Annotated in this window: 20 protein-coding genes and 1 riboswitch; of the genes, 8 read left to right on the top strand and 12 right to left on the bottom strand. The window is 70.1% G+C overall.

The features are described 5' to 3' along the window. Positions 1-151: 151 nt before the first annotated feature. The 7 genes from M8J74_RS31135 to M8J74_RS31105 all read right to left on the bottom strand — a co-directional run bounded on the left by M8J74_RS31135 (position 152) and on the right by M8J74_RS31105 (position 7,983). Positions 152-757, bottom strand: coding sequence for a nucleotidyltransferase family protein (locus M8J74_RS31135; RefSeq protein ID WP_249839637.1), 606 nt, complete (start codon positions 755-757; stop codon positions 152-154). A gap of 26 nt (positions 758-783) precedes the next feature. Further along, positions 784-1,797 (bottom strand): ribonucleotide-diphosphate reductase subunit beta, encoded by a 1,014-nt coding sequence (locus M8J74_RS31130; RefSeq protein ID WP_249839636.1) that lies wholly within the window; start codon positions 1,795-1,797, stop codon positions 784-786. After that, entirely contained in the window at positions 1,797-4,145 is a 2,349-nt protein-coding gene (locus tag M8J74_RS31125; protein WP_249839635.1) for a ribonucleoside-diphosphate reductase subunit alpha, read from the bottom strand. Before M8J74_RS31125 ends, M8J74_RS31130 begins: the two co-directional genes overlap by 1 nt. A gap of 122 nt (positions 4,146-4,267) precedes the next feature. Continuing rightward, positions 4,268-4,396: riboswitch (cobalamin riboswitch) on the bottom strand. Between the two features lie 62 nt (positions 4,397-4,458). Beyond that, a complete protein-coding gene (locus M8J74_RS31120) occupies positions 4,459-4,959 on the bottom strand; it encodes a GNAT family N-acetyltransferase (RefSeq protein ID WP_249839634.1) in 501 nt (166 codons plus the stop codon). Between the two features lie 83 nt (positions 4,960-5,042). Next, positions 5,043-6,680: a monocarboxylate uptake permease MctP gene (mctP, locus tag M8J74_RS31115; protein ID WP_249839633.1), complete on the bottom strand. Its 1,638-nt coding sequence runs from the start codon at positions 6,678-6,680 to the stop codon at positions 5,043-5,045. After that, positions 6,677-6,940, bottom strand: a complete 264-nt coding sequence (locus M8J74_RS31110) for a DUF3311 domain-containing protein (RefSeq protein WP_249839632.1) — start codon at positions 6,938-6,940, stop codon at positions 6,677-6,679. Before M8J74_RS31110 ends, mctP begins: the two co-directional genes overlap by 4 nt. A 278-nt stretch (positions 6,941-7,218) precedes the next feature. Continuing rightward, complete coding sequence (locus M8J74_RS31105) at positions 7,219-7,983, bottom strand: GntR family transcriptional regulator (protein ID WP_058923303.1); 765 nt, start codon at positions 7,981-7,983, stop codon at positions 7,219-7,221. A 308-nt stretch (positions 7,984-8,291) separates the two neighbouring features. On the opposite strand from M8J74_RS31105, the gene M8J74_RS31100 reads away from it, so the two are divergent. The 4 genes from M8J74_RS31100 (at position 8,292) to M8J74_RS31085 (ending at position 12,992) form a co-directional block, all read left to right on the top strand. Continuing rightward, on the top strand, positions 8,292-9,572 hold the full coding sequence (locus M8J74_RS31100) for an extracellular solute-binding protein (RefSeq protein ID WP_249839631.1): 1,281 nt from the start codon (positions 8,292-8,294) through the stop codon (positions 9,570-9,572). Positions 9,573-9,645: 73 nt separating this feature from the next. After that, entirely contained in the window at positions 9,646-10,635 is a 990-nt protein-coding gene (locus M8J74_RS31095; RefSeq protein ID WP_249839630.1) for a carbohydrate ABC transporter permease, read from the top strand. Positions 10,636-10,640: 5 nt separating this feature from the next. Next, entirely contained in the window at positions 10,641-11,495 is an 855-nt protein-coding gene (locus tag M8J74_RS31090) for a carbohydrate ABC transporter permease (protein WP_372500326.1), read from the top strand. Between the two features lie 9 nt (positions 11,496-11,504). Further along, positions 11,505-12,992 carry a glycoside hydrolase family 3 protein gene (locus M8J74_RS31085; RefSeq protein WP_249839628.1) on the top strand — a complete coding sequence of 496 codons (1,488 nt, stop codon included), beginning with the start codon at positions 11,505-11,507 and terminating at the stop codon, positions 12,990-12,992. 138 nt (positions 12,993-13,130) lie between these two features. Here the strand turns inward: M8J74_RS31085 and nagB are convergent, their stop codons facing one another. Beyond that, positions 13,131-13,916, bottom strand: coding sequence for a glucosamine-6-phosphate deaminase (gene nagB / locus M8J74_RS31080; RefSeq protein WP_249839627.1), 786 nt, complete (start codon positions 13,914-13,916; stop codon positions 13,131-13,133). A 218-nt stretch (positions 13,917-14,134) separates the two neighbouring features. Between nagB and M8J74_RS31075 the strand changes: the two genes are divergently transcribed. The 3 genes from M8J74_RS31075 (at position 14,135) to M8J74_RS31065 (ending at position 17,762) form a co-directional block, all read left to right on the top strand. Beyond that, positions 14,135-15,205, top strand: coding sequence for an SIS domain-containing protein (locus tag M8J74_RS31075; protein WP_249839626.1), 1,071 nt, complete (start codon positions 14,135-14,137; stop codon positions 15,203-15,205). Positions 15,206-15,290: 85 nt separating this feature from the next. Continuing rightward, positions 15,291-15,923 (top strand): TetR/AcrR family transcriptional regulator, encoded by a 633-nt coding sequence (locus tag M8J74_RS31070; RefSeq protein ID WP_249839625.1) that lies wholly within the window; start codon positions 15,291-15,293, stop codon positions 15,921-15,923. A gap of 372 nt (positions 15,924-16,295) precedes the next feature. After that, a complete protein-coding gene (locus tag M8J74_RS31065; protein WP_249839654.1) occupies positions 16,296-17,762 on the top strand; it encodes a sensor histidine kinase in 1,467 nt (488 codons plus the stop codon). Positions 17,763-17,969: 207 nt separating this feature from the next. Here M8J74_RS31065 and M8J74_RS31060 read toward each other — a convergent pair whose 3' ends face one another. Further along, a complete protein-coding gene (locus tag M8J74_RS31060; protein ID WP_006142322.1) occupies positions 17,970-18,227 on the bottom strand; it encodes a WhiB family transcriptional regulator in 258 nt (85 codons plus the stop codon). A gap of 319 nt (positions 18,228-18,546) precedes the next feature. Continuing rightward, a complete protein-coding gene (locus tag M8J74_RS31055) occupies positions 18,547-19,515 on the bottom strand; it encodes a diacylglycerol/lipid kinase family protein (protein ID WP_058923295.1) in 969 nt (322 codons plus the stop codon). A gap of 140 nt (positions 19,516-19,655) precedes the next feature. Here M8J74_RS31055 and M8J74_RS31050 point away from each other — a divergent pair, with 140 nt between their 5' ends. Next, the gene (locus tag M8J74_RS31050; RefSeq protein WP_058923294.1) at positions 19,656-20,105 is read left to right on the top strand and encodes a hypothetical protein; all 450 of its coding nucleotides are present in this window, start codon (positions 19,656-19,658) and stop codon (positions 20,103-20,105) included. Positions 20,106-20,132: 27 nt separating this feature from the next. Here the strand turns inward: M8J74_RS31050 and M8J74_RS31045 are convergent, their stop codons facing one another. Both M8J74_RS31045 and M8J74_RS31040 read right to left on the bottom strand, forming a co-directional pair. Beyond that, the gene (locus M8J74_RS31045; protein WP_249839624.1) at positions 20,133-21,242 is read right to left on the bottom strand and encodes an RNA polymerase sigma factor SigF; all 1,110 of its coding nucleotides are present in this window, start codon (positions 21,240-21,242) and stop codon (positions 20,133-20,135) included. Beyond that, complete coding sequence (locus M8J74_RS31040) at positions 21,239-21,652, bottom strand: ATP-binding protein (RefSeq protein WP_004925829.1); 414 nt, start codon at positions 21,650-21,652, stop codon at positions 21,239-21,241. Before M8J74_RS31040 ends, M8J74_RS31045 begins: the two co-directional genes overlap by 4 nt. Between the last annotated feature and the right edge of the window lie 99 nt (positions 21,653-21,751).

Raw genomic sequence — 21,751 nt, 5'->3', positions numbered from 1 at the left:
CCGTCATGGGCATGACACTTGAGGTCCTGCGCTGATGCTGTGTGAACATGACAGGACGGCCAGAACGTAACCGGGACGCGCGAGACCCCAACAGGGGCGCCGGAAGAACTTTGCCGCTCCATAGCAACTCCATGGACGGCGGATGGAGGCCCTATGGACGGTCCATGGGCCATTCCAGGACGGTCAGTTCCGGCCACTGCTCCCGCCACCGGGCGGCCTTGGCCTCGTAGACCGAGCGCGGGGCGAGCACCGGGTTGGGGCGCAGGACGAGGCCGAACACGTCCGACAGCCCGTGCGGCGCGTACACCCGCCAGCGCCCGCCGGCCTCCAGCCGCACGCCCAGACAGCAGGTGGTCGCGGCGAAGCCGTCGATCGCCGCCTCACTGGACGCGTACGGCGGGCACGGCACCCCGAACTTCCGCTCGTACCACAGGTGCACCCGCGCCTCGTTGCGGATCTCCACCGCGGCCGGGAGACCGGCGAAGACCTCCCGGCCGGCCCTGATCACCGCGTCCTCGGCCTCCCAGGACAGGTCGCCGGCGTCGAAGTAGAAGACGTCGTAGTCCTTGATGCCCTCGGTGGGCGGGCGGCCGGTGACGACGTTCCAGACGGTCTGGAAGAGGCACCCGGCGGTGAGATACCAGCCGGGCAGCCCCATCGTCGCGGCCCGCTCCAGCACCTGGGTCAGCAGGCTGTTGCGGGACAACACCGCCCGCAGGGCGTCGAGTTGCTCATCGAGCGGAAGACGGCCGATCACCCCGCAGGCCTATCACACGTGCCGCGTCAGAAGTCCTCGTCGAGATCGACCGTGCCCTCGACCGCCACCTGGTAGGCCGACGGCCGCCGCTCGAAGAAGTTGGTCAGCTCCTGCACGCCCTGGAGTTCCATGAAGGAGAAGGGGTTCTCCGAGCCGTACACGGGGGCGAAGCCGAGGCGGACCAGGCGCTGGTCGGCGACGCACTCCAGGTACTGGCGCATGGACTCGGTGTTCATGCCGGGCAGTCCGTCGCCGCACAGGTCGCGGGCGAACTGCAGCTCCGCCTCCACGGCCTCGTGCAGCATGTCGGTGACCTGCTGCCGGAGTGCGTCGTCGAAGAGGTCCGGCTCCTCCTTGCGGACGGTGTCGACCACGTCGAAGGCGAAGGACATGTGCATCGTCTCGTCGCGGAACACCCAGTTGGTGCCGGTGGCCAGGCCGTGCAGCAGGCCCCGGCTGCGGAACCAGTAGACGTAGGCGAAGGCGCCGTAGAAGAACAGGCCCTCGATGCAGGCCGCGAAGCAGATCAGGTTCAGCAGGAAGCGGCGGCGGTCGGCCCGGGACTGAAGGCGGTCCAGCTTCTCCACCGAGTCCATCCACCGGAAGCAGAACTCCGCCTTCTCACGGATCGAGGGGATGTTCTCCACCGCCGCGAAGGCCGCCGCGCGGTCGTCCGGATCGGGCAGGTAGGTGTCCAGCAGGGTCAGGTAGAACTGGACGTGCACGGCCTCCTCGAACAGCTGGCGCGACAGATACAGGCGCGCCTCGGGGGAGTTGATGTGCTTGTACAGCGTCAGCACCAGGTTGTTCGCCACGATCGAGTCGCCCGTCGCGAAGAACGCGACCAGCCGCCCGATCAGGTGCTGCTCGGCGGGCGTCAGCTTCGCGAGGTCGGCGACGTCCGAGTGGAGGTCGACCTCCTCCACGGTCCAGGTGTTCTTGATGGCGTCCCGGTAGCGCTCGTAGAAGTCGGGGTAGCGCATGGGGCGGAGCGTGAGCTCGAAGCCGGGGTCGAGGAGGTTCTGGGTGCGGGTGGTCATTACTGGCAGGCCTCGCAGGACTCGGGGTTTTCCAGGGAGCAGGCGACCGCTTCGGGGTCGGCGGTCTGCTGGACGGGGACAGCGGCCTGCGCGGCGCGGGCGATCCTCGTCGCCGGGCGCGAGCGCAGGTAGTACGTCGTCTTCAGGCCCTTCTTCCAGGCGTAGGCGTACATCGAGGAGAGCTTGCCGATGGTCGGCGTCTCCAGGAAGAGGTTCAGGGACTGCGACTGGTCCAGGTACGGGGTGCGCGCCGCTGCCATGTCGATCAGCCCGCGCTGCGGGATCTCCCACGCCGTGCGGTACAGCGCCCTGACCTCCTGCGGGATCCAGGCGAAGTCCTGCACCGAGCCGCTGGCCTCGCGCAGCGCCTCGCGGGTCCGGGCGTCCCAGACGCCCAGCTCCTTCAGCTCCCGCACCAGGTACGAGTTGACCTGGAGGAACTCGCCGGACAGCGTCTCGCGCTTGAACAGGTTGGACACCTGCGGCTCGATGCACTCGTAGACGCCGGCGATCGAGGCGATGGTGGCGGTCGGGGCGATCGCGAGGAGCAGGGCGTTGCGCAGGCCGACGGCGGCGACGCGCTCGCGCAGGGCGGCCCAGCGCTCGGGCCAGGCCCGCTCCACGTCGTAGTGGTCGGGGTGCAGGACACCCCGGGCCGTACGGGTCTTCTCCCAGGCCGGCAACGGACCGCTCCGCTCGGCGAGGTCGGCGGACGCCTCGTACGCGGCGAGCATGATCCGCTCGGCGATCCTCGTCGACAGCCGCCTGGCCTCGGGCGAGTCGAAGGGCAGGCGCAGCTTGAAGAAGACGTCCTGCAGACCCATCGCGCCCAGGCCCACCGGGCGCCAGCGGGCGTTGGAGCGGCCCGCCTGCTCGGTCGGGTAGAAGTTGATGTCGACCACGCGGTCCAGGAAGGTGACGGCCGTGCGGACCGTCTCGTCCAGCCGCTCCCAGTCCATGTCGCCGTCGCGGACGAACGCCCCGAGGTTCACCGACCCCAGGTTGCACACCGCCGTCTCCCCGTCGTCGGTGACCTCCAGGATCTCCGTGCAGAGGTTGGAGGAGTGCACGACGTGGCCCGGCTCGGCGGTCTGGTTGGCGGTGCGGTTGGCCGCGTCCTTGAAGGTCATCCAGCCGTTGCCGGTCTGCGCCAGGGTGCGCATCATGCGGCCGTACAGGTCCCGGGCGGGGAGCGTCTTCCTCGCGAGGCCCGCGGCCTCCGCCCTGCGGTAGGCGGCGTCGAACTCCTCGCCCCACAGGTCCACCAGCTCCGGCACGTCCGCCGGGGAGAACAGCGACCAGCGCTCGTCGGCGTCGACCCGGCGCATGAACTCGTCCGGGACCCAGTGCGCGAGGTTCAGGTTGTGCGTACGGCGGGCGTCCTCGCCGGTGTTGTCGCGCAGCTCCAGGAACTCCTCGATGTCGGAGTGCCAGGTCTCCAGGTACACCGCGGCCGCGCCCTTGCGCCGGCCGCCCTGGTTCACGGCGGCGACCGAGGCGTCGAGGGTCTTCAGGAACGGGACGATGCCGTTGGAGTGGCCGTTGGTGCCGCGGATCAGCGAACCCCGGCCGCGGATGCGGGAGTAGGCGATGCCGATGCCCCCGGCGTGCTTGGAGAGGCGGGCGACCTGGAGGTAGCGCTCGTAGATGGAGTCCAGCTCGTCCTTGGGGGAGTCGAGGAGGTAGCAGGACGACATCTGGGGGTGGCGGGTGCCGGAGTTGAACAGGGTGGGGGAGGAGGGCAGGTAGTCCAGGCGGCTCATCAGGCCGTAGAGGGCGGCGACTTCGTCCAGCGCGCGGACGCTGTCGTCCTCGGCGAGACCGGCGGCCACCCGCAGCATGAAGTGCTGGGGCGTCTCGATCACCTTGCGGGTGATCGGGTGCCGCAGTAGGTAGCGGCTGTGCAGGGTGCGCAGGCCGAAGTAGCCGAACCGGTCGTCCGCCCGGCGGTCGATGAGCGCGTCGAGGCGGTCGCCGTGGACGCGTACGAACTCGGCGGTGCGGTCGGCGATGAGGCCCTCGCGGTGCCCGACGGCGACGGACCCGGTGAACGACGTGACGCCCTGCGAGGCGGCCTCGGCGGCGATGGAGACGGTCAGCAGCCGGGCGGCCAGCCTGCTGTAGTCGGGGTCCTCGGAGATCAGGCCCGCAGCCGCCTCGGTGGCCAGCTCGCGCAGTTCCGCCTCGTCGGCGTGCGCCGACCGGCCGCGCAGCGCCGCGGCGGCGACCCGGCCGGGGTCGGCGTCGGGAAGGTCGGCGGTGAGCTCGGTCAGGGTCCGCAGCAGTGCGGTTCCGGGACCGTCGGTCTCCGTCGCCGCTGAAGCCGGATCGGCTGGCGCGATGGTCACGTGGGGCTCTCCCTCGCTCGGCACGGGGCCTTGCGGGCAGGGGGCAGCTCACGAGCGCACGCGGCGTCGCGTCCACCGGCCCATTCCACGAGGCCCGGACGTCATGGCACCCGGGCCACGGCGGCCTGGGCGCACTGTCGGCAGGTCCTCGGACTGACGCCCATACGCGGACGAACGCGCATGAGTACACCGTTGCGGGACAGTTCCGGATTCGCACCGGATTCCCCTGCGGCGACAGCGAGCATGAGCATACATCTTGTGCCGGGTGGGAACACCGCCCCCATATGTTGTGTCGTGGCGACTTCGGAGCGTGTCAGAGCGTCAACTCGTAGGCGAGGAGCGTGAACGCGTCACCGGGGATCGGACGCCAGTCGCGGCCGGGCGCGCGGAGGAAGCCGAGGCGCTCGTAGATGCGGTGCGCGGCACGCATCTTCGGCTGGGTGCACAGGACCACGCCGGTGCACTCCGCGACCCTCGCGCGGTCGACGCAGGCCCGCACGAGGGCCTCGCCGGCGCCCTGGCCGCGGGCCGCGCCGGCCACGGCCAGCATGCGGATCTCGCCCTCCCCGGGGCGGGCGAGGTCGGCCATCGGGCCGCCGGAGGGGACGAAGGTGACGCCGCCGAGGAGGCTGCCGTCGCGGACGGCCACCAGGACGTCGGCGGCCGCCGCGCGCTTGGCGACGTCGCGCAGTTCCTCCAGGTACCAGTCGCTCTCCCCGAAGGCCAGCAGGCCGTCCTGGACGTAGGCCCCGGCGGTGATCTCGCCGAGGGCGCCGAACTCGCCGGGTTCCACCGGCCTGACCACGATGTCCATGGGTCCGAGTCTGCCGGACGGGTACGACAACGGGCCGCCGGATTCCTCCGACGGCCCGCCGAACTCGCGGCACTCGGTGGTGCCTAGTGCGAGGTCCCCGCCGTGGCCGGCGGCAGCTCCACCTGGACGCCCGCGTCGCCCGCGTCCGCCGTGTAGTCCTCCGGCCTGGTCTCGTCGACGCCGTCCGGCGCCTTCAGTGCCTTCAGGGCGAAGGTCAGGACCACCGTGACGACCACGTTGAGCACGAACGCCGTCAGGCCGATGTAGCCCATCTCGCCGATGCCCGGGATCTCCGCGTTGGAGCCGCCGAAGTGCTTCTGCGAAGGGTTGGTCGGCGAGGCGACGCCGTACGCGGCGAGGGTGCCGTAGACCATGCCGACCGCCCAGCCGGCGAGCAGCGCCCAGCGGTGGAACCAGCGCGTGAACAGGCCGCCGACCAGGGACGGGAAGGTCTGCAGGATCCAGATGCCGCCCAGCAGCTGGAAGTTGATGGCGACCGTCTTGTCCATGGTCAGCACGAAGACCAGCGCGCCGACCTTCACCAGCAGGGACACCAGCTTGGAGACCTTGGTCTCCTGCGCGGGCGTCGCGTCCGGCTTGATGAAGTCCTTGTAGATGTTGCGGGTGAACAGGTTCGCGGCCGCGATGGACATGATGGCCGCCGGGACGAGCGCGCCGATGCCGATCGCCGCGAAGGCCACGCCCGCGAACCAGCTCGGGAACATGTCCTCGAAGAGCTGCGGGATCGCCAACTGGCCGTTGGTGACCTTGACTCCGGCCGCGATCGCCATGAAGCCCAGCAGCGCCAGCAGACCCAGCATCAGCGAGTACAGCGGCAGGATCGTGGTGTTGCGGCGGATGACGTCACGGTTCTTGGAGGAGAGCGTGGCGGTGATCGAGTGCGGATACATGAACAGGGCGAGCGCGGAGCCCAGCGCCAGGGTCGCGTACGTCCACTGGGTCGCCTCCGCCGGGGCCAGCGCGCCGCGCGGCTTGCCCGTCACCGGGTTGGTCTGGCTGAACGCCTGGCCGGCCTTGGCGAAGATGTCGTCGAAGCCGCCCAGCTTGATCGGGATGTAGATGATCGCCACCGCGATGACGATGTAGATCAGCGTGTCCTTCACGAACGCGATCAGCGCGGGGGCCCGCAGACCGGACGAGTAGGTGTACGCGGCCAGCACGCCGAAGGCGATCAGCAGCGGCAGGTCCTTGACGAACCAGTTGGTGTTCTCGCCGCCGCCGACGCCCATCACGTCCAGCACCGCCTGGATGCCGACCAGTTGGAGCGCGATGTACGGCATCGTCGCGAGGATGCCGGTCAGCGCGACGGCCAGCGACAGCCCCTTCGAGCCGAACCGCCCGCGCACGAAGTCCGAGGTGGTGACGTACCCGTGGCGGTGCGAGACCGACCACAGGCGGGGCAGGAAGGTGAAGATCAGCGGGTAGACGAGGATCGTGTACGGCACCGCGAAGAAGCCGGCCGCACCCGCCGCGTAGATCGCCGCCGGCACGGCGACGAAGGTGTACGCCGTGTACAGGTCGCCGCCGAGCAGGAACCAGGTGATCCAGGTGCCGAACGACCGGCCGCCCAGGCCCCATTCGTCCAGCGAGTGCTCGGTCTCGGCCCGGCGCCAGCGCGCGGCCAGGAAGCCCATGACCGTGACGGCCACGAAGAAGAAGACGAAGACGCCGAGCGCGACGCCGTTCACACCGTCCTTCACTTCGCCTCACCGCCCTTGTGCACGCCGCGGGAGCGCTGGTCGCGCTGCCACAGCTTGTACGCGGTCATGGTCAGCGCGGTGGAGATCAGCACCCACAGCATCTGGTACCAGTAGAAGAACGGGATGCCGATGAACGCCGGGTCCGTCTTGGCGTAGGAACCGACCCACAGCATCGCCACGAAGGGCGCGATCAGGCAGACGGCGATGACCACCCGGACCGGGGTCACCACCGGAGGTCTCACTTCAGGCACATCGGACATACGGCGGCTCCGTCCCCTCACATCACCTGTGATCACGTATGTAATGCGCAGGCAATCTAGGTCACGCCGTCACGGGAGCGGAAGACCTCGTCCGCATATCGGTATGTCGATTCCGTGAAGGCCCGACATCGGTGTCAACGGCAGCGGAAGCCCTGGCGCGGGACCTCCTCCTGACGGTCCGTCCGCCCAGGGCCGCCGCCACCATCCAGGCGGCGGAGGCGTTCTCGCCCCGGGCGAGCGCGAGGAGCAGCGGCGGCGGTTGCGCTCCACCGAGTGCGCTACTCCATCGGCCTCTTCAGTCGCGCCACGAACTTGTACCGGTCGCCCCGGTACACCGAGCGGACCCACTCCACCGGCTCGCCGTCCTTGTCGAAGGAGTGCCGGGAGAGCATCAGCATCGGCAGGCCGACGTCGGTGCCGAGCAGGCCCGCCTCGCGCGGGGTGGCCAGTGAGGTCTCGATGGTCTCCTCGGCCTCGGCGAGGTGGACGTCGTAGACCTCGGCCAACGCCGTGTAGAGGGACGTGTACTTGACGAGGGACCTGCGCAGGGCGGGGAAGCGCTTGGCGCTGAGGTGGGTGGTCTCGATGGCCATCGGCTCGCCGTTGGCCATGCGCAGCCGCTCGATGCGCAGCACCCGGCCGCCGGCGGTGATGTCGAGCAGCTCGGCGAGGCGGTCGTCGGCGGTGATGTAGCCGATGTCCAGCAGCTGCGAGGTCGGCTCCAGACCCTGGGCGCGCATGTCCTCGGTGTAGGAGGTGAGCTGGAGGGCCTGGGAGACCTTCGGCTTGGCCACGAAGGTGCCCTTGCCCTGGATGCGTTCCAGCCGGCCCTCGACCACCAGCTCCTGCAGCGCCTGGCGCACGGTCGTGCGGGAGGTGTCGAACTCGGCGGCGAGGGTGCGCTCGGGCGGTACGGGGGTGCCGGGCGACTGGGTCTCCGTCATGTCGAGCAGATGCTTCTTGAGGCGGTAGTACTTGGGCACGCGCGCGGTGCGGACGCCTGCCCCGCCCTCGGTCTCCGCACTGCTGACGTCGCTGCTCATGCTCTGCCTTCCCGGCTGACGGATGCGGGTCACTTCGTGATCCCTTCTGTATACCGTCGCCGTCTTTGTTGGTCTAGTCCACAGGGCCAAGTGGTCTAGCGGACGAGAGTACTCCGCCGACGCTCTTTTCGCTGGCTTCTTACTTAAAGGTTCCTGCATATGTAGGTCGCATAACGGCTGGTCAGGGCGGTTTCGAGCACCCTTGACAGGCTTCCTGGTCTGGTCCAAGCTCCCGGTACTGGTCTACACCATTGGTTCAGGTCCCGGCGCATGGGCGGGGAGGTGTGGGCATCCCTGAGGAGGGTGGCGTGAAGCGCAAGCTGGCAGCCGCGATCGGTATCGCGGGCATGATGGTCTCGGTCGCCGCGTGTGGGGGCAGCGACAACAAGAGCTCGACGTCCGGCACCGACGCCAAGGAGCTGACCGTCTGGCTCACCGTCGACGCCCAGAACAACTGGCCGGACCTGGTGAAGGCGGCCGACGCGGCCGTGCAGAAGAAGCACCCCGGCATCAAGATCAAGCACGAGTACTACGGCTGGCCGGACAAGAACACCAAGCTCGACGCGGTCCTCGCCACCGACAAGGCGCCGGACGTGGTCGAGATGGGCAACACCGAGATGCTCGGCTACATGGTCAAGGGCGCCTTCGCCCCGGTCGACGCCTCGAAGTTCGACAATTCCTCGGCCTGGCTCGACGGCCTCAAGGCGTCGGTGTCCTACCAGGGCAAGACCTACGGCGTCCCGTACTACGCCGGCGGCCGCGTCGCCAACTGGCGCAAGGACCTCTTCGCCTCGGTCGGCGTGAAGTCCGCCCCGAAGACGTACGCCGAACTGACCGCCGCCCTCGACAAGGTGCAGAAGAAGGAGGGGAACAAGTTCTCCGCCTGGTACCAGCCCACCCGTGACTGGTACGCGGCCATGTCCTTCGTCTACGACGCCGGCGGCTCCATAGCCAAGGAGGAGGGCGGCCAGTGGAAGGCCGACCTCTCCTCGCCCGAGTCCATCAAGGGCCTGACCGAGTTCAAGAACGTCGTCGACAAGTACATGCACGGCGACAAGACCAAGGACGAGTCCGACCGTTACATCGTCTACGGCCAGGGCAAGTCCGGCATGATCTTCGGCGCCGCGTGGGAGGGCGCGACCTCCGCCGACCCGAAGAACGACAAGACCGGCAAGCTCAAGGACAACCTCGAGAACTTCGTGATGCCCGGTCCGTCCGGCAAGAACATGCCCGTCTTCCTGGGCGGTTCGGACCTCGCCATCCCGGTCAAGTCCAAGGCGCAGGGCGTCGCCGCCGAGTGGATCAACGCCTTCACCGGCCCCTCCGGCCAGAAGGGCCTGATGGCCAAGGGCAACCTGCCCAACAACAAGACCGACCTCGCGACCCTGAAGAACGACCCCGCGACGGCGGTCCCGGCCACCGCGGCCGAGTCCAACTGGTTCGTCCCCATGGCGCCCGGCTGGGGCCAGGTCGAGAAGGCCCAGGTCCTGCAGACGATGCTGCAGAACATCGGCACCGGCAAGAAGTCGGTCGAGGCCGCCGCGAAGGACGCGGACAGCGCCATCGACAAGGTCATCAACACCAAGTGACCTGCGAGCGGGGTTCCGTCCCGGCGGAACCCCGCCTGTCCGTACGACCTGAGGGACCGCTGAGGAGCGCGCGATGAGTGCCGCAGACACCACCACCCCTGCCAAGGTGCCGCCGCCGCGGCAGGCGCCGCCACCACCGCCGGTCGCCAAGGCCCCCCGCAGAGGCGGGACGTCGGGCGGCGCGGCCACGCCCTGGCTGCTGCTCGCGCCCTGTCTGCTGATCCTGGCGCTGGTCCTCGGCTATCCCCTGTTCCGTCTGGTCACGCTCTCCTTCCAGAAGTTCGGGCAGTCCCAGCTGTGGGGCTTCCAGCCGGCCGACTGGGTCGGGTTCCACAACTTCAGCGGCGTGCTGGGCGACAGCGAGTTCTGGCAGGTCGTCGTGCGCACCATCGTCTTCGCGGCCGGCTCGGTCGTGTTCACGATGGTGCTGGGCATGCTGATCGCCCTGCTGCTCCAGCGGGTCTCCGGCTGGGTGAAGACACTGGTCAACATCGCGCTGGTGGCCAGCTGGGGCATGCCGATCATCGTCGCCACCACGGTCTTCAAGTGGCTGTTCGACGCCGACTACGGCATCCTCAACGCGCTGCTGAGCAAGCTGCCCGGTGTGGACCTGATCGGCCACAACTGGTTCGCCAGCGGACCCCAGGGCCTCGCCGTGATCATGCTGCTGGTGGTGTGGGGAGCGGTCCCCTTCGTCGTCATCACCCTCAGCGCCGGCCTCACCCAGGTCCCGGCCGAACTGGAGGAGGCCGCACGGCTCGACGGCGCGGGCGCCTGGGGCGTGTTCCGGTACGTCACCCTGCCCATCCTCAAGCCGATCATCGTGATGCTCACGACCTTGTCGGTCATCTGGGACATGGGCGTCTTCCCGCAGGTCTTCGTGATGCGCAACGGCCATCCCGAGCAGGAGTTCCAGCTGCTGACCACCTACTCCTACGACCGGGCCTTCGTGGTCAACGACTACGCCCAGGGCTCGGCGATCGCCCTGATCACCGTGGTGCTGCTGCTCGGCGTGGTCGCGGTGTACATGCGCCAGATGCTGAAGATCGGAGAGGTCGAATGACCACCATGAACGCCGTGGCGACCGCGGGCGGCGGTTCGCGGCGCCGCAGGTCCAGGCTCGGCTGGAACCTCCTCGGCCTCCTCGTCTTCCTCACCGCCGGCTTCCCCGTCTACTGGATGCTCAACACGGCGATCAAGCCGGCCAAGGACACCATCGACCCCGACCCGAGCCTGTTCCCGACCGGTTTCACGCTCTCCAACTTCAGCCGGGCGCTGGACATCGCGGACTTCTGGGGCCCGGTCGGCCGCAGCCTGATCGTCTCCCTGTCCGTGGTGGCGATCGGCATCGTCGTCGGCATGCTGGCCGCGCTCGCCATCTCCCGGTTCGCCTTCCGCGGCCGCAAGATCGTCATCGTCGGCATCCTCGCCGTCCAGATGGTCCCGCTGGTCGCCATGATCATCCCGGTCTTCCTGCTCCTGAACGACCTGCATCAGTACGACAAGCTCACCGGCCTGATCATCACGTACCTGACCTTCATCCTCCCCTTCACGGTGTGGACGCTGCGCGGCTTCATCGTCAACATCCCCCGGGAACTGGAGGAGGCGGCCATGGTCGACGGCTGCTCCCGCACCGCCGCCTTCGTCCGCGTGGTCTTCCCGCTCCTCGCCCCCGGCATGGTCGCCACCTCCGTCTACGGCTTCATCCAGGCGTGGAACGAGTACCTCTACGCCCTGATGCTGCTCAGCCAGGAGCACCAGACGGCCACCGTGTGGCTCGGCAACTTCACCACCAAGCACGGCACCGAATACGCCCCGATGATGGCCGGAGCCACGATGATGGCCGTGCCGATCGTCGTGCTGTTCCTCCTCGTCCAGCGCAAGATGGCCGCGGGCCTGACCGCGGGCGCAGTGAAGGGATAACGCCCCCCGATGACGACATTCGCCAGCGGCACAGACACCCTGACGCGCGACGCCCTGACGGTCCTGCAACCCGGGTTCACCGGCACCACCGCCCCCGACTGGCTGCTGCGGCGCCTCGGGGAGGGCCTCGCCTCCGTCGGCCTGTTCGGCCGCAACATCACCTCCGCCGAGCAACTGTCGGCGCTGACCGCCCAGTTGCGCGCCGAGCGGGACGACGTCCTCGTCGCCATCGACGAGGAGGGCGGCGACGTGACCCGGCTGGAGGTGCGGACCGGGTCCTCCTTCCCCGGCAACAACGCCCTGGGCGCGGTGGACGACGTCGACCTCACGCGCGAGGTGGCCGCCGAACTGGGCCGCCGCCTCGCCGCCTGCGGCGTCAACCTCAACTGGGCCCCCTCCGCCGACGTCAACTCCAACCCCGCCAACCCGGTGATCGGCGTCCGCTCCTTCGGCGCCGAACCCGCCCTGGTCGCCCGCCACACCGCCGCCTACGTCACCGGCCTGCAGTCGGCCGGAGTGGCGGCCTGCACCAAGCACTTCCCGGGCCACGGCGACACGGCCGTCGACTCCCACCACGCTCTCCCGCGCATCGACGTGCCCGCCGACGTGCTGTCCGCACGCGAACTGGCCCCCTTCCACGCGGCGATCACCGCCGGCACCCGCGCCGTGATGAGCGCCCACATCCTGGTCCCCGCCCTGGACCCGGACCGCCCGGCGACCCTCTCCCACCGGATCCTCACCGGCCTCCTGCGCCGCGAACTCGGCTACGACGGCCTGATCGTCACCGACGGCATGGAGATGCGGGCGATCGCCGGCACCTACGGCATCGAACGCGGCAGCGTCCTCGCGATCGCCGCCGGCGCCGACGCGATCTGCGTGGGCGGCGGCCTCGCCGACGACGAGACGGTACGGCGCCTGCGGGACGCCCTCGTCGCGGCCGTCCGCTCCGGTGAACTCCCCGAGGCACGCCTGGCCGAGGCGGCGGACCGGGTCAGGTCCCTGGCCGGCTGGACGAGCACCGCCAAGGCGGCCCGCCCCCAGCCCGCCCCGGACACCGAGGTCGGCCTGCGCGCGGCCCGCCGGGCGCTGCGCCTGACCGGCGCGGACGCCTTCACCCCGCTCACCGACCCGCCCTACGTCGCCGCCCTCACCCCGGTGGCCAACATCGCGGTCGGCGACGAGACCCCCTGGGGGGTGGCGGCGGAGCTGTTCCGCCTCCTGCCGGGCACGGAGACGGGCACGTTCTCCGGCGAGGACGCGGGCCTGGCCACCCTGGCCGCCGCGGGCCCGCGCCGTATCGTCGCCGTGGTCCGGGACGAACACCGTCACCCCTGGATGGCGGCGGCCCTGGACACCGTCCTCAGGAGCCGCCCCGACACGGTCGTGATCGAGATGGGCCTGCCCCAGGCACCCCCGCGCGGCGCCCTCCACATCGCCACCCACGGCGCCGCCAGGGTCTGCGGCCGCGCGGCAGCGGAGATCATCGCAGGCGCCTAGCCCCTACGACGCCGAAGGCGCCGGTTCCCCGAAAGGAACCGGCGCCCGGCCGCGCCCCCGAAGGGGCGCGGGGAACTGCGCGAGCAACCCCCTGCCGCCCGCGGCCCGAGGACCACGGCCACCCGGCAGACGAATCCGCTAGATGCCCTGCCAGTCAGGCTTGTTGACATAGGTGTGCCGAAAGTAGTGCGCCAGCTTCAGCTTGGACGCCGCGTCCTCGTCCACCACGACCGTCGCATGCGGATGCAACTGCAGTGCCGACGCCGGGCACACCGATGCCAGCGGCCCCTCCACGCTCGCGGCGACCGCGTCCGCCTTGCCCTCGCCCGTGGCGAGCAGCACGACGTGCCGGGCGTCGAGGATCGTCCCGATGCCCTGGGTGATGACGTGATGCGGCACCTGCTCGATGTCGCCCCCGAAGAACCGCGCGTTGTCGATCCGCGTCTGCTCGGTCAGCGTCTTGATCCGCGTCCGCGAGGCGAGCGAGGAACACGGCTCGTTGAAGCCGATGTGCCCGTCCGTCCCGATCCCGAGCAGCTGCAGATCCACGCCCCCGGCCTCCGCCAGCGCGGTGTCGTACGCCTCGCAGGCCCCCGGGATGTCCGCGGCCGTCCCGTCGGGCCCCATGAACGCGTCCACCCCGATGCCCAGCGGCTGAAGCACCTCGCGCCGCAGCACGGACCGGTACGACTCGGGATGCTCGGCCGGCAGCCCCACGTACTCGTCGAGCTGCGCCACCCGGGCCCGCGAGGTGTCGACCGCGCCGGCGGCCACCTTGGCGGCCAGCGCCTGGTAGACGGGCAGCGGGGTCGAGCCGGTGGCCACGCCGAGCAGCGCGTCCGGCTTGCGCCGCAGGAGCCGCGCCATGGCCTCGGCGACGATCTCGCCGCCCGCCTTGGCGTCCGGAACGATGACAACTTCCACGCTGGGCCTGCCGATCTGAAAGAGGGGGACTCAACCGGAACCTGGAAGGGTCAGGTGGTTTAGACCAATCTAACAGAGGTGGCCTCCGCGGCCCAGGGGAGCCGACGGCACCGGAGATGCACCCGTGACACCCCGATTCCACCCGGGGGCCAGGCATGATTCACCCTGGGGGAGTGGGATGTGCGCTGCCCCGCGGACCGAGCCAGGAGGAACCGACCATGACCGCCACGACACCGGAGCCCCCCGTCGACGTCCCGGGCCGGACCATGGCCCGCGAGATGGCCGAGCAGCCGGCCGTGCTGCGCCGCCTCCTGGACGAGGGCGCCCCCGCCATCCGGCAGGTGGCCCAGGCGATCGCCGCCCGCCGTCCCCGCTTCGTCCTGCTGACCGCCCGCGGCACCTCCGACAACGCCGCCCTCTACGCCAAGTACCTCCTCGAGATCCGCCTCGGCCTGCCGTGCGGCCTCACCTCGATGTCCACCACCACGGCCTACGGCGCCCGCCCGGACCTCACCGACGTCCTGGTGATCACCGTCAGCCAGTCCGGCGGCTCCCCGGACCTGGTCGCCTCCACCAGGGCCGCCCGCGAAGCCGGCGCGATCACCCTCGCCGTCACCAACAACCCCGACTCCCCGCTGGCCGGCGTCTCCGAGTACCACGTCGACGTCATGGCCGGACCGGAGAAGGCCCTGCCCGCGACCAAGACCTACACGGCCTCCCTCCTCGCCCTCTACCTCTTCGTCGAGGGCCTGCGCGGCGGCGACGGCGCGGCCGCGAAGCAGCTGCCCGAGCTCGCCGAGCAGCTGCTCGCCCGCCAGGACGAGGTCCGCGCCCTCGCCGCCCGCTACCGCTTCGCCGAGCGCATGGTCATCACCTCCCGCGGCTACGGCTACCCCACGGCCAAGGAAGCCGCCCTGAAGCTGATGGAGACCAGCTACATCCCGGCGCTCTCCTACTCCGGCGCCGACCTCCTGCACGGTCCGCTCGCCATGGTCGACAACGTCTCCCCGGTGATCGCGGTCGTGACCGACGGCAAGGGCGGCGAGGCCCTCCAGCCCGTCCTCGACCGGCTGCGCGGCCGGGGCGCCGACCTCTTCGTCGTCGGCCCCGCCCACCAGGTCGAGCAGGCCTCCGCCGGCTTCGTCCTGCCCACCGAGGGCGTGGCCGAGGAGGTCCAGCCGATCCTGGAGATCATCCCGCTGCAGCTGCTGGCCTACGAGGTCACCATCGCCCGCGGCCAGGACCCGGACGCCCCCCGCGCCCTGGCAAAGGTCACCGAAACCCACTGACCCGACCGGCACCGCCCCGCGGGGGCCGCTGGACCGTACAGCAGTGCTCGGTCATTTCTCTAGCGTCCCCTATACAATTCACTCCATGGTGGGCAGTGAGGAGCCGAGGGCGAAGGCGGCGACCGTGAGCAGGCCGCGCGGGCGTCCTCGTTCGTTCGACCGTGAGACCGCGCTGGAGAAGGCCGTCATGGCCTTCTGGGAGCACGGCTACGAGGGCACTTCCGTCTCCGACCTGACCCGCGTCATGGGCATCGGCGCGCCCAGCCTGTACGCGGCCTTCGGCGACAAGCGTGCGCTGTTCGACGAGGTCGTGACCGTCTACGGCGCCCGCTACGGCTCCTTCGTCGACCGTGCCCTGGCCGAGGAGCCCACCGCGCGGGCGGCCGTGGCGCGGGTGCTGCGCGAGGCCGCCGCCGAGTACACGGCCCCCGGCCGCCCGCACGGCTGTCTCGTCGTGCACGCGGCGGCCAACTGCACGACCCCGGAGGTCGAGCAGTCCCTGCGTGAGCGGCGCAACGCCACCATCGCCGCGATCCGCGGCCGTATCGAGGCGGACGCGGCGGCGGGGGAGCTGCCCGCCGGTGTCGACGCCCGTGCCCTCGCCCGGCACACCGGGGCGATGATCCAGGGCATGTCGCAACAGGCGCGGGACGGGGCGAGCCGGGAGGAACTGGCGGCGCTCGCGGAAATTGCCCTGGCCATCTGGCCCCGCACATGAACCCACACAGGCTAGGCTGCGTGATGGATGCTAGGGCGTCCGAACAGTTGGAGCGGTCGGGAAAATAACAACAACGAACAGCCTCCAACGCATGGACACCCCGTGTGGTCTAGTCCACACTTGAAACAGTGCGCAGCAGCACGAACAGGCTTCCGTCTTCCCCGCACAGGAAGACGGACCGAGGAACCGGAGCTCTCTGCCCTGACTGCCCCGGCTCCTCACCCTTCGGCCGACACCGGGACCGCACACCCCGCGGCCGATACTGCTCCGGGCTGCGGTGCCGGGAGGGTTGAGGGTCCCTCCCAGGCGCCGCGGCCCGCGGGTGTTTCTGGGCCGCACATACCCCCAGGTACGCTCGCACATGTGCCCTCCATGAACGAACTGGTCCGCCAGCACACCGCGCTCGACGACTCCGACCTCGAGTGGCTCCATCTGCTGGTCTCGGAGTGGCAGCTGCTCTCCGACCTCTCCTTCGCCGACCTCGTCCTGTGGGTCCCCACCAGCGACGGCACCCGGTACGTGTCCGTGGCCCAGATGCGGCCCAACACCGGCCCCACCTCCTACCAGGACGACATGGTCGGCCACCTCGTCCCGCGCGGCCGCCGCCCCATGCTGGACGCCGCCCTGGACGAGGGCCGGATCGTGCGCGAGGGCGACCCGGAGTGGCGCGAGGAGGTCCCGGTCCGGGTCGAGTCGATCCCAGTACGACGCGAAGGGCGCGTCCTCGGCGTCATCGCCCGCAACACCAACCTGCTGACCGTGCGCACCCCGAGCCGCCTGGAGCTGACCTACCTCCAGAGCGCCTCCGACCTCGCGCAGATGATCGCGGCCGGCGCCTTCCCCTTCGCCAACCAGCAGATGGACATGGACGCCGCCCCGCGCGTCGGCGACGGCCTGATCCGGCTCGACGCGGACGGCATCGTCCAGTACGCCTCGCCGAACGCGCTGTCCGCGTACCACCGCATGGGCCTCGCCTCCGACCTCGTCGGCCAGCACCTGGGCCGGACCACCGCCGAACTCGCCCCGACACGCGGCCCGGTGGACGAGGCGCTGTCCAAGGTGGCCAGCGGCTGGGCGCCGCGCGAGTTCGAGATCGAGGCGCACGACGGGGTCATCCAGTTCCGCGCGATCCCGCTCAAACCCAAGGGCACCCGCATCGGTTCACTCGTCCTGCTCCGCGACGTCACCGAACTGCGCCGCCGCGAGCGCGAGTTGATTACCAAGGACGCGACCATCCGGGAGATCCACCACCGGGTGAAGAACAACCTCCAGACGGTCGCCGCCCTCCTTCGCCTCCAGGCCCGGCGCATCGACTCCGAGCGCGGCCGCGAGGCGCTGGAGGAGGCGGTGCGGCGGGTCGGCTCCATCGCGATCGTGCACGAGACGCTGTCTCAGAACCTGGACGAGCGCGTGGAGTTCGACGAGATCGCCGACCGGGTGCTGGCCATGGTCGCGGAGATCTCGCCGGGCAAGGTGACCGGCCGGCGCACCGGCCGGTTCGGGATCCTGGACGCGGAGGTCGCCACCCCGCTGTCCATGGTGCTCACCGAGATCCTGCAGAACGCCCTCGAACACGGTTTCCGTGAGGGCGACACCGGCACGGTCGAGGTCTCGGCCGTCCGCGGGGGCACCACGAAGGAGGCCCGCCTGCTGGTCACCGTCCAGGACGACGGCGTCGGTCTGCCCGACGGCTTCGACCCGCAGACCGCGGGCAACCTCGGCCTGCAGATCGTACGGACGCTGGTGGAGGGGGAGTTGGGCGGCACCTTCGACATGGTCCCGGCTCCCGAGCGGGGCACCCGGGTCATCCTCGACGTGCCGGTGCGGGCCGGGAAGTAGAAAGGGCGCCGGTCACTCGGGAAGCCCTCGGCGGGGAAACGAGGACCACAGCAAGAAGCCCCGGACCCTGTCCCGGGTCCGGGGCTCGAATGCTCGTTGCCAGCTTGTGCTGCGCATCGGGGGTACTGCGCGCTGCGGCTCGGGGGCGGGAGATGCGTACTCGCTGTACGCGCCGCCAAGCTCAGGCTGTTTGCGGGGCGGGTGTTGTCAGGCGGAGGCCTGACGGGCCCGGTTGCGGGCGGCACGGCGCTTCATCGCGCGACGCTCGTCCTCGCTGAGACCACCCCAGACGCCGGAGTCCTGACCGGACTCGAGCGCCCACTGCAGACACTGATCCATGACGGGGCAGCGACGGCAGACGGCCTTGGCTTCCTCGATCTGCAGCAGCGCAGGACCGGTGTTGCCGATGGGGAAGAAGAGCTCGGGGTCTTCCTCGCGGCAAACGGCGTTGTGACGCCAGTCCATGGCTGCTACCTCTCCTTGGTATTACGTGCAAGTTGCTTGTGAATGTGAACGCTTTCACGAATCCCTCAACAAGTGAAGGGCCTACCGCCAGTTCCCCGGCGCGGGTCCTGTTAATCGAAGAGGGGTTCCGGTGATCTGTGGATGCCGGTGTTGCGGGCTGTCCCGATCGCCACGTAGAGACTCGCAAACCTCAGCGGCGGATACAACCCCTTCCGGAAAGTTTTTTTTGATTCCTCGGTGTCGACTAGGTCACAGCCGTACTTCCATGGGGTGGACCCTGGCCTAAACGTTCGAGTGAAAGGACTTTGGCCCCTTCTGCTCACACAATCACACGCAGTGCACGGCGTACGCCTGTGAACGTCACGCTCGTACGCAGCCCGAGGTGGTCGCCGTCCATCTGGAGGGGCAGCGGCACCTTCGAATGCAAGGTGAACCGGTCCAGGTCGTGCAGGGATGCCACGTGCCGGCCGTGGGGTCCGCGGTCGGCGGACGAAGTGAGCAACTGTGTGGCATACCGGGCAACCGCCACCGTGGACATACGGCTGAGACCGAGTACGTCGAGCCCGGTATCGAACGAAGCCTTAGGCGCCGCGTACACCGGACGATTACCCAGATACGTCCACGGCGAGGTGTTGCAGATTATGGAGAGCACGAGATCGGTCACCGGATCCTCACCGGGCCGCTCCAAGGTGATCGTGCCGTGCCGCTTGTTCGGCTCCTGCAAGTACTGCCGTACCACCTGGCGCAGATAAAGGGCGTGCGTGGACTTCCTGCCCTGTTCGCGCTGCTGTTCCACCCGGCCCACCACACCCGCGTCGAAGCCGAGCCCCGCACAGAAGGTGAACCAGCGGGCGGGCACCGCCTCGTCCTCGGTACCCGGCGTGCCCGCCGCGAGGCCCATGCCGACCGTGCGCTCGCTGCCCTCGTTCAGCGCGTCCAGCAGCGCGCCGGTCGCGTCGACGGCGTCGTTGGGCAGCCCCAGCGCGCGGGCGAAGACATTGGTGGAGCCGCCGGGGACCACGGCGAGGCGGGGAAGCCCGTCCGGGTTGGGCCCGGCGTGGAGGAGGCCGTTGACGACCTCGTTGACCGTGCCGTCGCCGCCGAGGGCGACCACGAGGTCGATGTCGTCGCTGTCCGCGGCCTGCCGGCCGAGGTCGCGCGCGTGGCCGCGGTACTCGGTGGTGACCACTTCGAGCTTCATCTCGCTCGCCAGGGCGTGGATCAGGACGTCGCGCCTACGTGCGCTTGTGGTGGTGGCTGCCGGGTTGACCACGAGAAGTGCACGCATGGGTTGCAGCGTACCTACTGGGTGGTACCGGGCACAGGGCGAGGTGTGGATCAGGTAAGAGGCAGGGGCGTGAGGCTCACCACGGGCGGCGCCCTCAACCTCGCCGTGGGGGCCCGCGTCCCCGGGGCTACCCTTCAGAGGTGACCACTGAGCAGACCCCCGCCACCGAGGAAGACAGCGGCCCCCGCCCCCGCCGCCTGACCTGTGCGGCCGCGCTCGCCGCGCTGGAGGGGCTGGCGCTGGTCGTCGGCGGCGTCTGGATGCTCGCGGAGGGCCTGGCGGGCTCACCGCACGACCGCGGGTCCGCCGTCACCGGCGGCATCACCCTGATCGTCCTCGCCCTGCTGCCGCTGCTGGCCGCCCGCGGGCTGCTGAAGCGCAAGAGCTGGAGCCGGGGCCCGGCCGTCATCACGCAGATCATGGCGCTGCCGGTGGCGTACAACCTGCTGCAGGCCGACAGCGTGGCCATTCCGGCGGGGATCGCGCTGGCGGTCGTCGCCGTCGCCTCCCTGGTGCTGCTGGTCAATCCGGCCACGACCCAGGCCCTCGGGATCAAGGGTCCGGGCCGCGCACAGGACGGCGGGCGGTAATCCTACGACGCCGTAGCGACCGCCGGTCTACTCCTCCACCAGGAGCTTCTCCCGCAGCTGGGCCAGCGTGCGGGCCAGCAGGCGCGAGACGTGCATCTGCGAGATGCCGACCTCCTGCGCGATCTGCGACTGGGTCATGTTGCCGAAGAACCGCAGCAGCAGGATCCGCTTCTCCCGGGGCGGCAGGTCCTCCAGCAGCGGCTTGAGGGACTCGCGGTACTCGACGCCCTCCAGCGCCTCGTCCTCCGCGCCCAGGGTGTCCGCGACCGCCGGGGACTCGTCGTCGGTGTCCGGGACGTCCAGGGACAGCGTGGAGTACGCGTTGGCGGACTCCAGGCCCTCCAGGACCTCCTCCTCCGAGATGGCGAGCTTCTCGGCCAGCTCGTGGACCGTGGGGGAGCGGCCGTGCAGCTGGGAGAGCTCCGCGGTCGCCGTGGTCAGCGCCAGCCGCAGCTCCTGCAGGCGGCGCGGCACGCGGACCGCCCAGCCCTTGTCGCGGAAGTGACGCTTGATCTCGCCGACGACCGTGGGCGTCGCGTACGTGGAGAACTCCACGCCGCGGTCCGGGTCGAAACGGTCGACGGACTTGATCAGACCGATGGTGGCGACCTGGGTGAGGTCGTCCAGCGGCTCGCCGCGGTTGCGGAAGCGGCGCGCGAGGTGCTCGACGAGCGGCAGGTGCATCCGGACCAGCCGGTTGCGCAGTTCCGCGTACTCCGGGCTGCCGTCCTTCAGTCCCCGCAGTTCGACGAACATGGCGCGCGCCCCGCTGCGGTCCTGTGCGTCGTGCTGCGTGGCCCGCGGCACGCTCTGCGCGTCCTGCTGGTCGTCTCGCTCGTGCTCGCTCATCGTCCCGCCCGTTGTCCGTCGCCGAGCCCTCGCCGCCGGGCGGGCCGGGGAGATCCCCGTCGGCCCGTCCGCGGGCGTACCCGGCGCGACACCTTCCCGATCCCACTGCCCGTCGTCCAGGAGACCGGCCGCGGGGGAGGTGTCCTCCGGGTGCGGCCGGGCCTGCTCGGGAATGCCCGCCATGCCCTCGACTGCATCGCCCGTGCCGCGGGATTTGCCCGTGCCCTCGGCCGGCAGCTCCCTTGTGCCGCGCTCTTCGTCACGCACCGGCCCGTCCCCTGTCCTCACGCCGGCCCGGGTCCCGCGCCGCGCTGTTTGTAGAGGCTGATCGAAACGGTTTTGTCCTCGTCCACGGCGGAGGAGACCTTGCCCGCGAGAGCGGACAGGACGGTCCAGGCGAAGGTGTCCCGCGAGGGGGCGTGACCGTCCGTGGTCGGGGCCGAGACGGTGACCTCGAGAGAGTCGTCGACGAGGCGGAAGACGCAGCTGAGCACCGAGCCGGGCACGGCCTGCTGGAGCAGGATCGCGCAGGCCTCGTCCACCGCGATGCGCAGGTCCTCGATCTCGTCGAGGGTGAAGTCCAAACGGGCCGCGAGACCGGCCGTGGCCGTACGCAGCACCGACAGGTAGGCACCCGCGGCCGGCAGCCGGACTTCGACGAAGTCCTGGGTCGCGGGCTCGCCTGCGATCTGGGACACCCTCACCTCCATGGTGGTACAAGCTTTACAGGGCCGAGGGTCGCCCCCCGGGGTAACGCGACGTGTGCTTCAGCGGTGACGCTATCGCGCCCTCAACTT

This window comes from Streptomyces panaciradicis (assembly GCF_023516615.1).
Lineage (GTDB): Bacteria > Actinomycetota > Actinomycetes > Streptomycetales > Streptomycetaceae > Streptomyces > Streptomyces panaciradicis.
This window is presented reverse-complemented; position numbering and strand designations above follow the sequence as displayed.

Excerpts from the sequence above, each read along its gene's own strand:
- M8J74_RS31130 (WP_249839636.1), bottom strand. The coding sequence starts at position 1,797 with ATGACCACCCGCACCCAGAACCTCCTCGACCCCGGCTTCGAGCTCACG.
- M8J74_RS31055 (WP_058923295.1), bottom strand. The coding sequence starts at position 19,515 with ATGCGTGCACTTCTCGTGGTCAACCCGGCAGCCACCACCACAAGCGCA.
- M8J74_RS31105 (WP_058923303.1), bottom strand. The coding sequence starts at position 7,983 with ATGAGCAGCGACGTCAGCAGTGCGGAGACCGAGGGCGGGGCAGGCGTC.
- M8J74_RS31095 (WP_249839630.1), top strand. The coding sequence starts at position 9,646 with ATGAGTGCCGCAGACACCACCACCCCTGCCAAGGTGCCGCCGCCGCGG.
- M8J74_RS31075 (WP_249839626.1), top strand. The coding sequence starts at position 14,135 with ATGACCGCCACGACACCGGAGCCCCCCGTCGACGTCCCGGGCCGGACC.
- M8J74_RS31085 (WP_249839628.1), top strand. The coding sequence starts at position 11,505 with ATGACGACATTCGCCAGCGGCACAGACACCCTGACGCGCGACGCCCTG.
- M8J74_RS31120 (WP_249839634.1), bottom strand. The coding sequence starts at position 4,959 with ATGGACATCGTGGTCAGGCCGGTGGAACCCGGCGAGTTCGGCGCCCTC.
- M8J74_RS31065 (WP_249839654.1), top strand. The coding sequence starts at position 16,296 with ATGAACGAACTGGTCCGCCAGCACACCGCGCTCGACGACTCCGACCTC.
- M8J74_RS31110 (WP_249839632.1), bottom strand. The coding sequence starts at position 6,940 with ATGTCCGATGTGCCTGAAGTGAGACCTCCGGTGGTGACCCCGGTCCGG.
- M8J74_RS31060 (WP_006142322.1), bottom strand. The coding sequence starts at position 18,227 with ATGGACTGGCGTCACAACGCCGTTTGCCGCGAGGAAGACCCCGAGCTC.
- M8J74_RS31070 (WP_249839625.1), top strand. The coding sequence starts at position 15,291 with ATGGTGGGCAGTGAGGAGCCGAGGGCGAAGGCGGCGACCGTGAGCAGG.
- M8J74_RS31090 (WP_372500326.1), top strand. The coding sequence starts at position 10,641 with ATGAACGCCGTGGCGACCGCGGGCGGCGGTTCGCGGCGCCGCAGGTCC.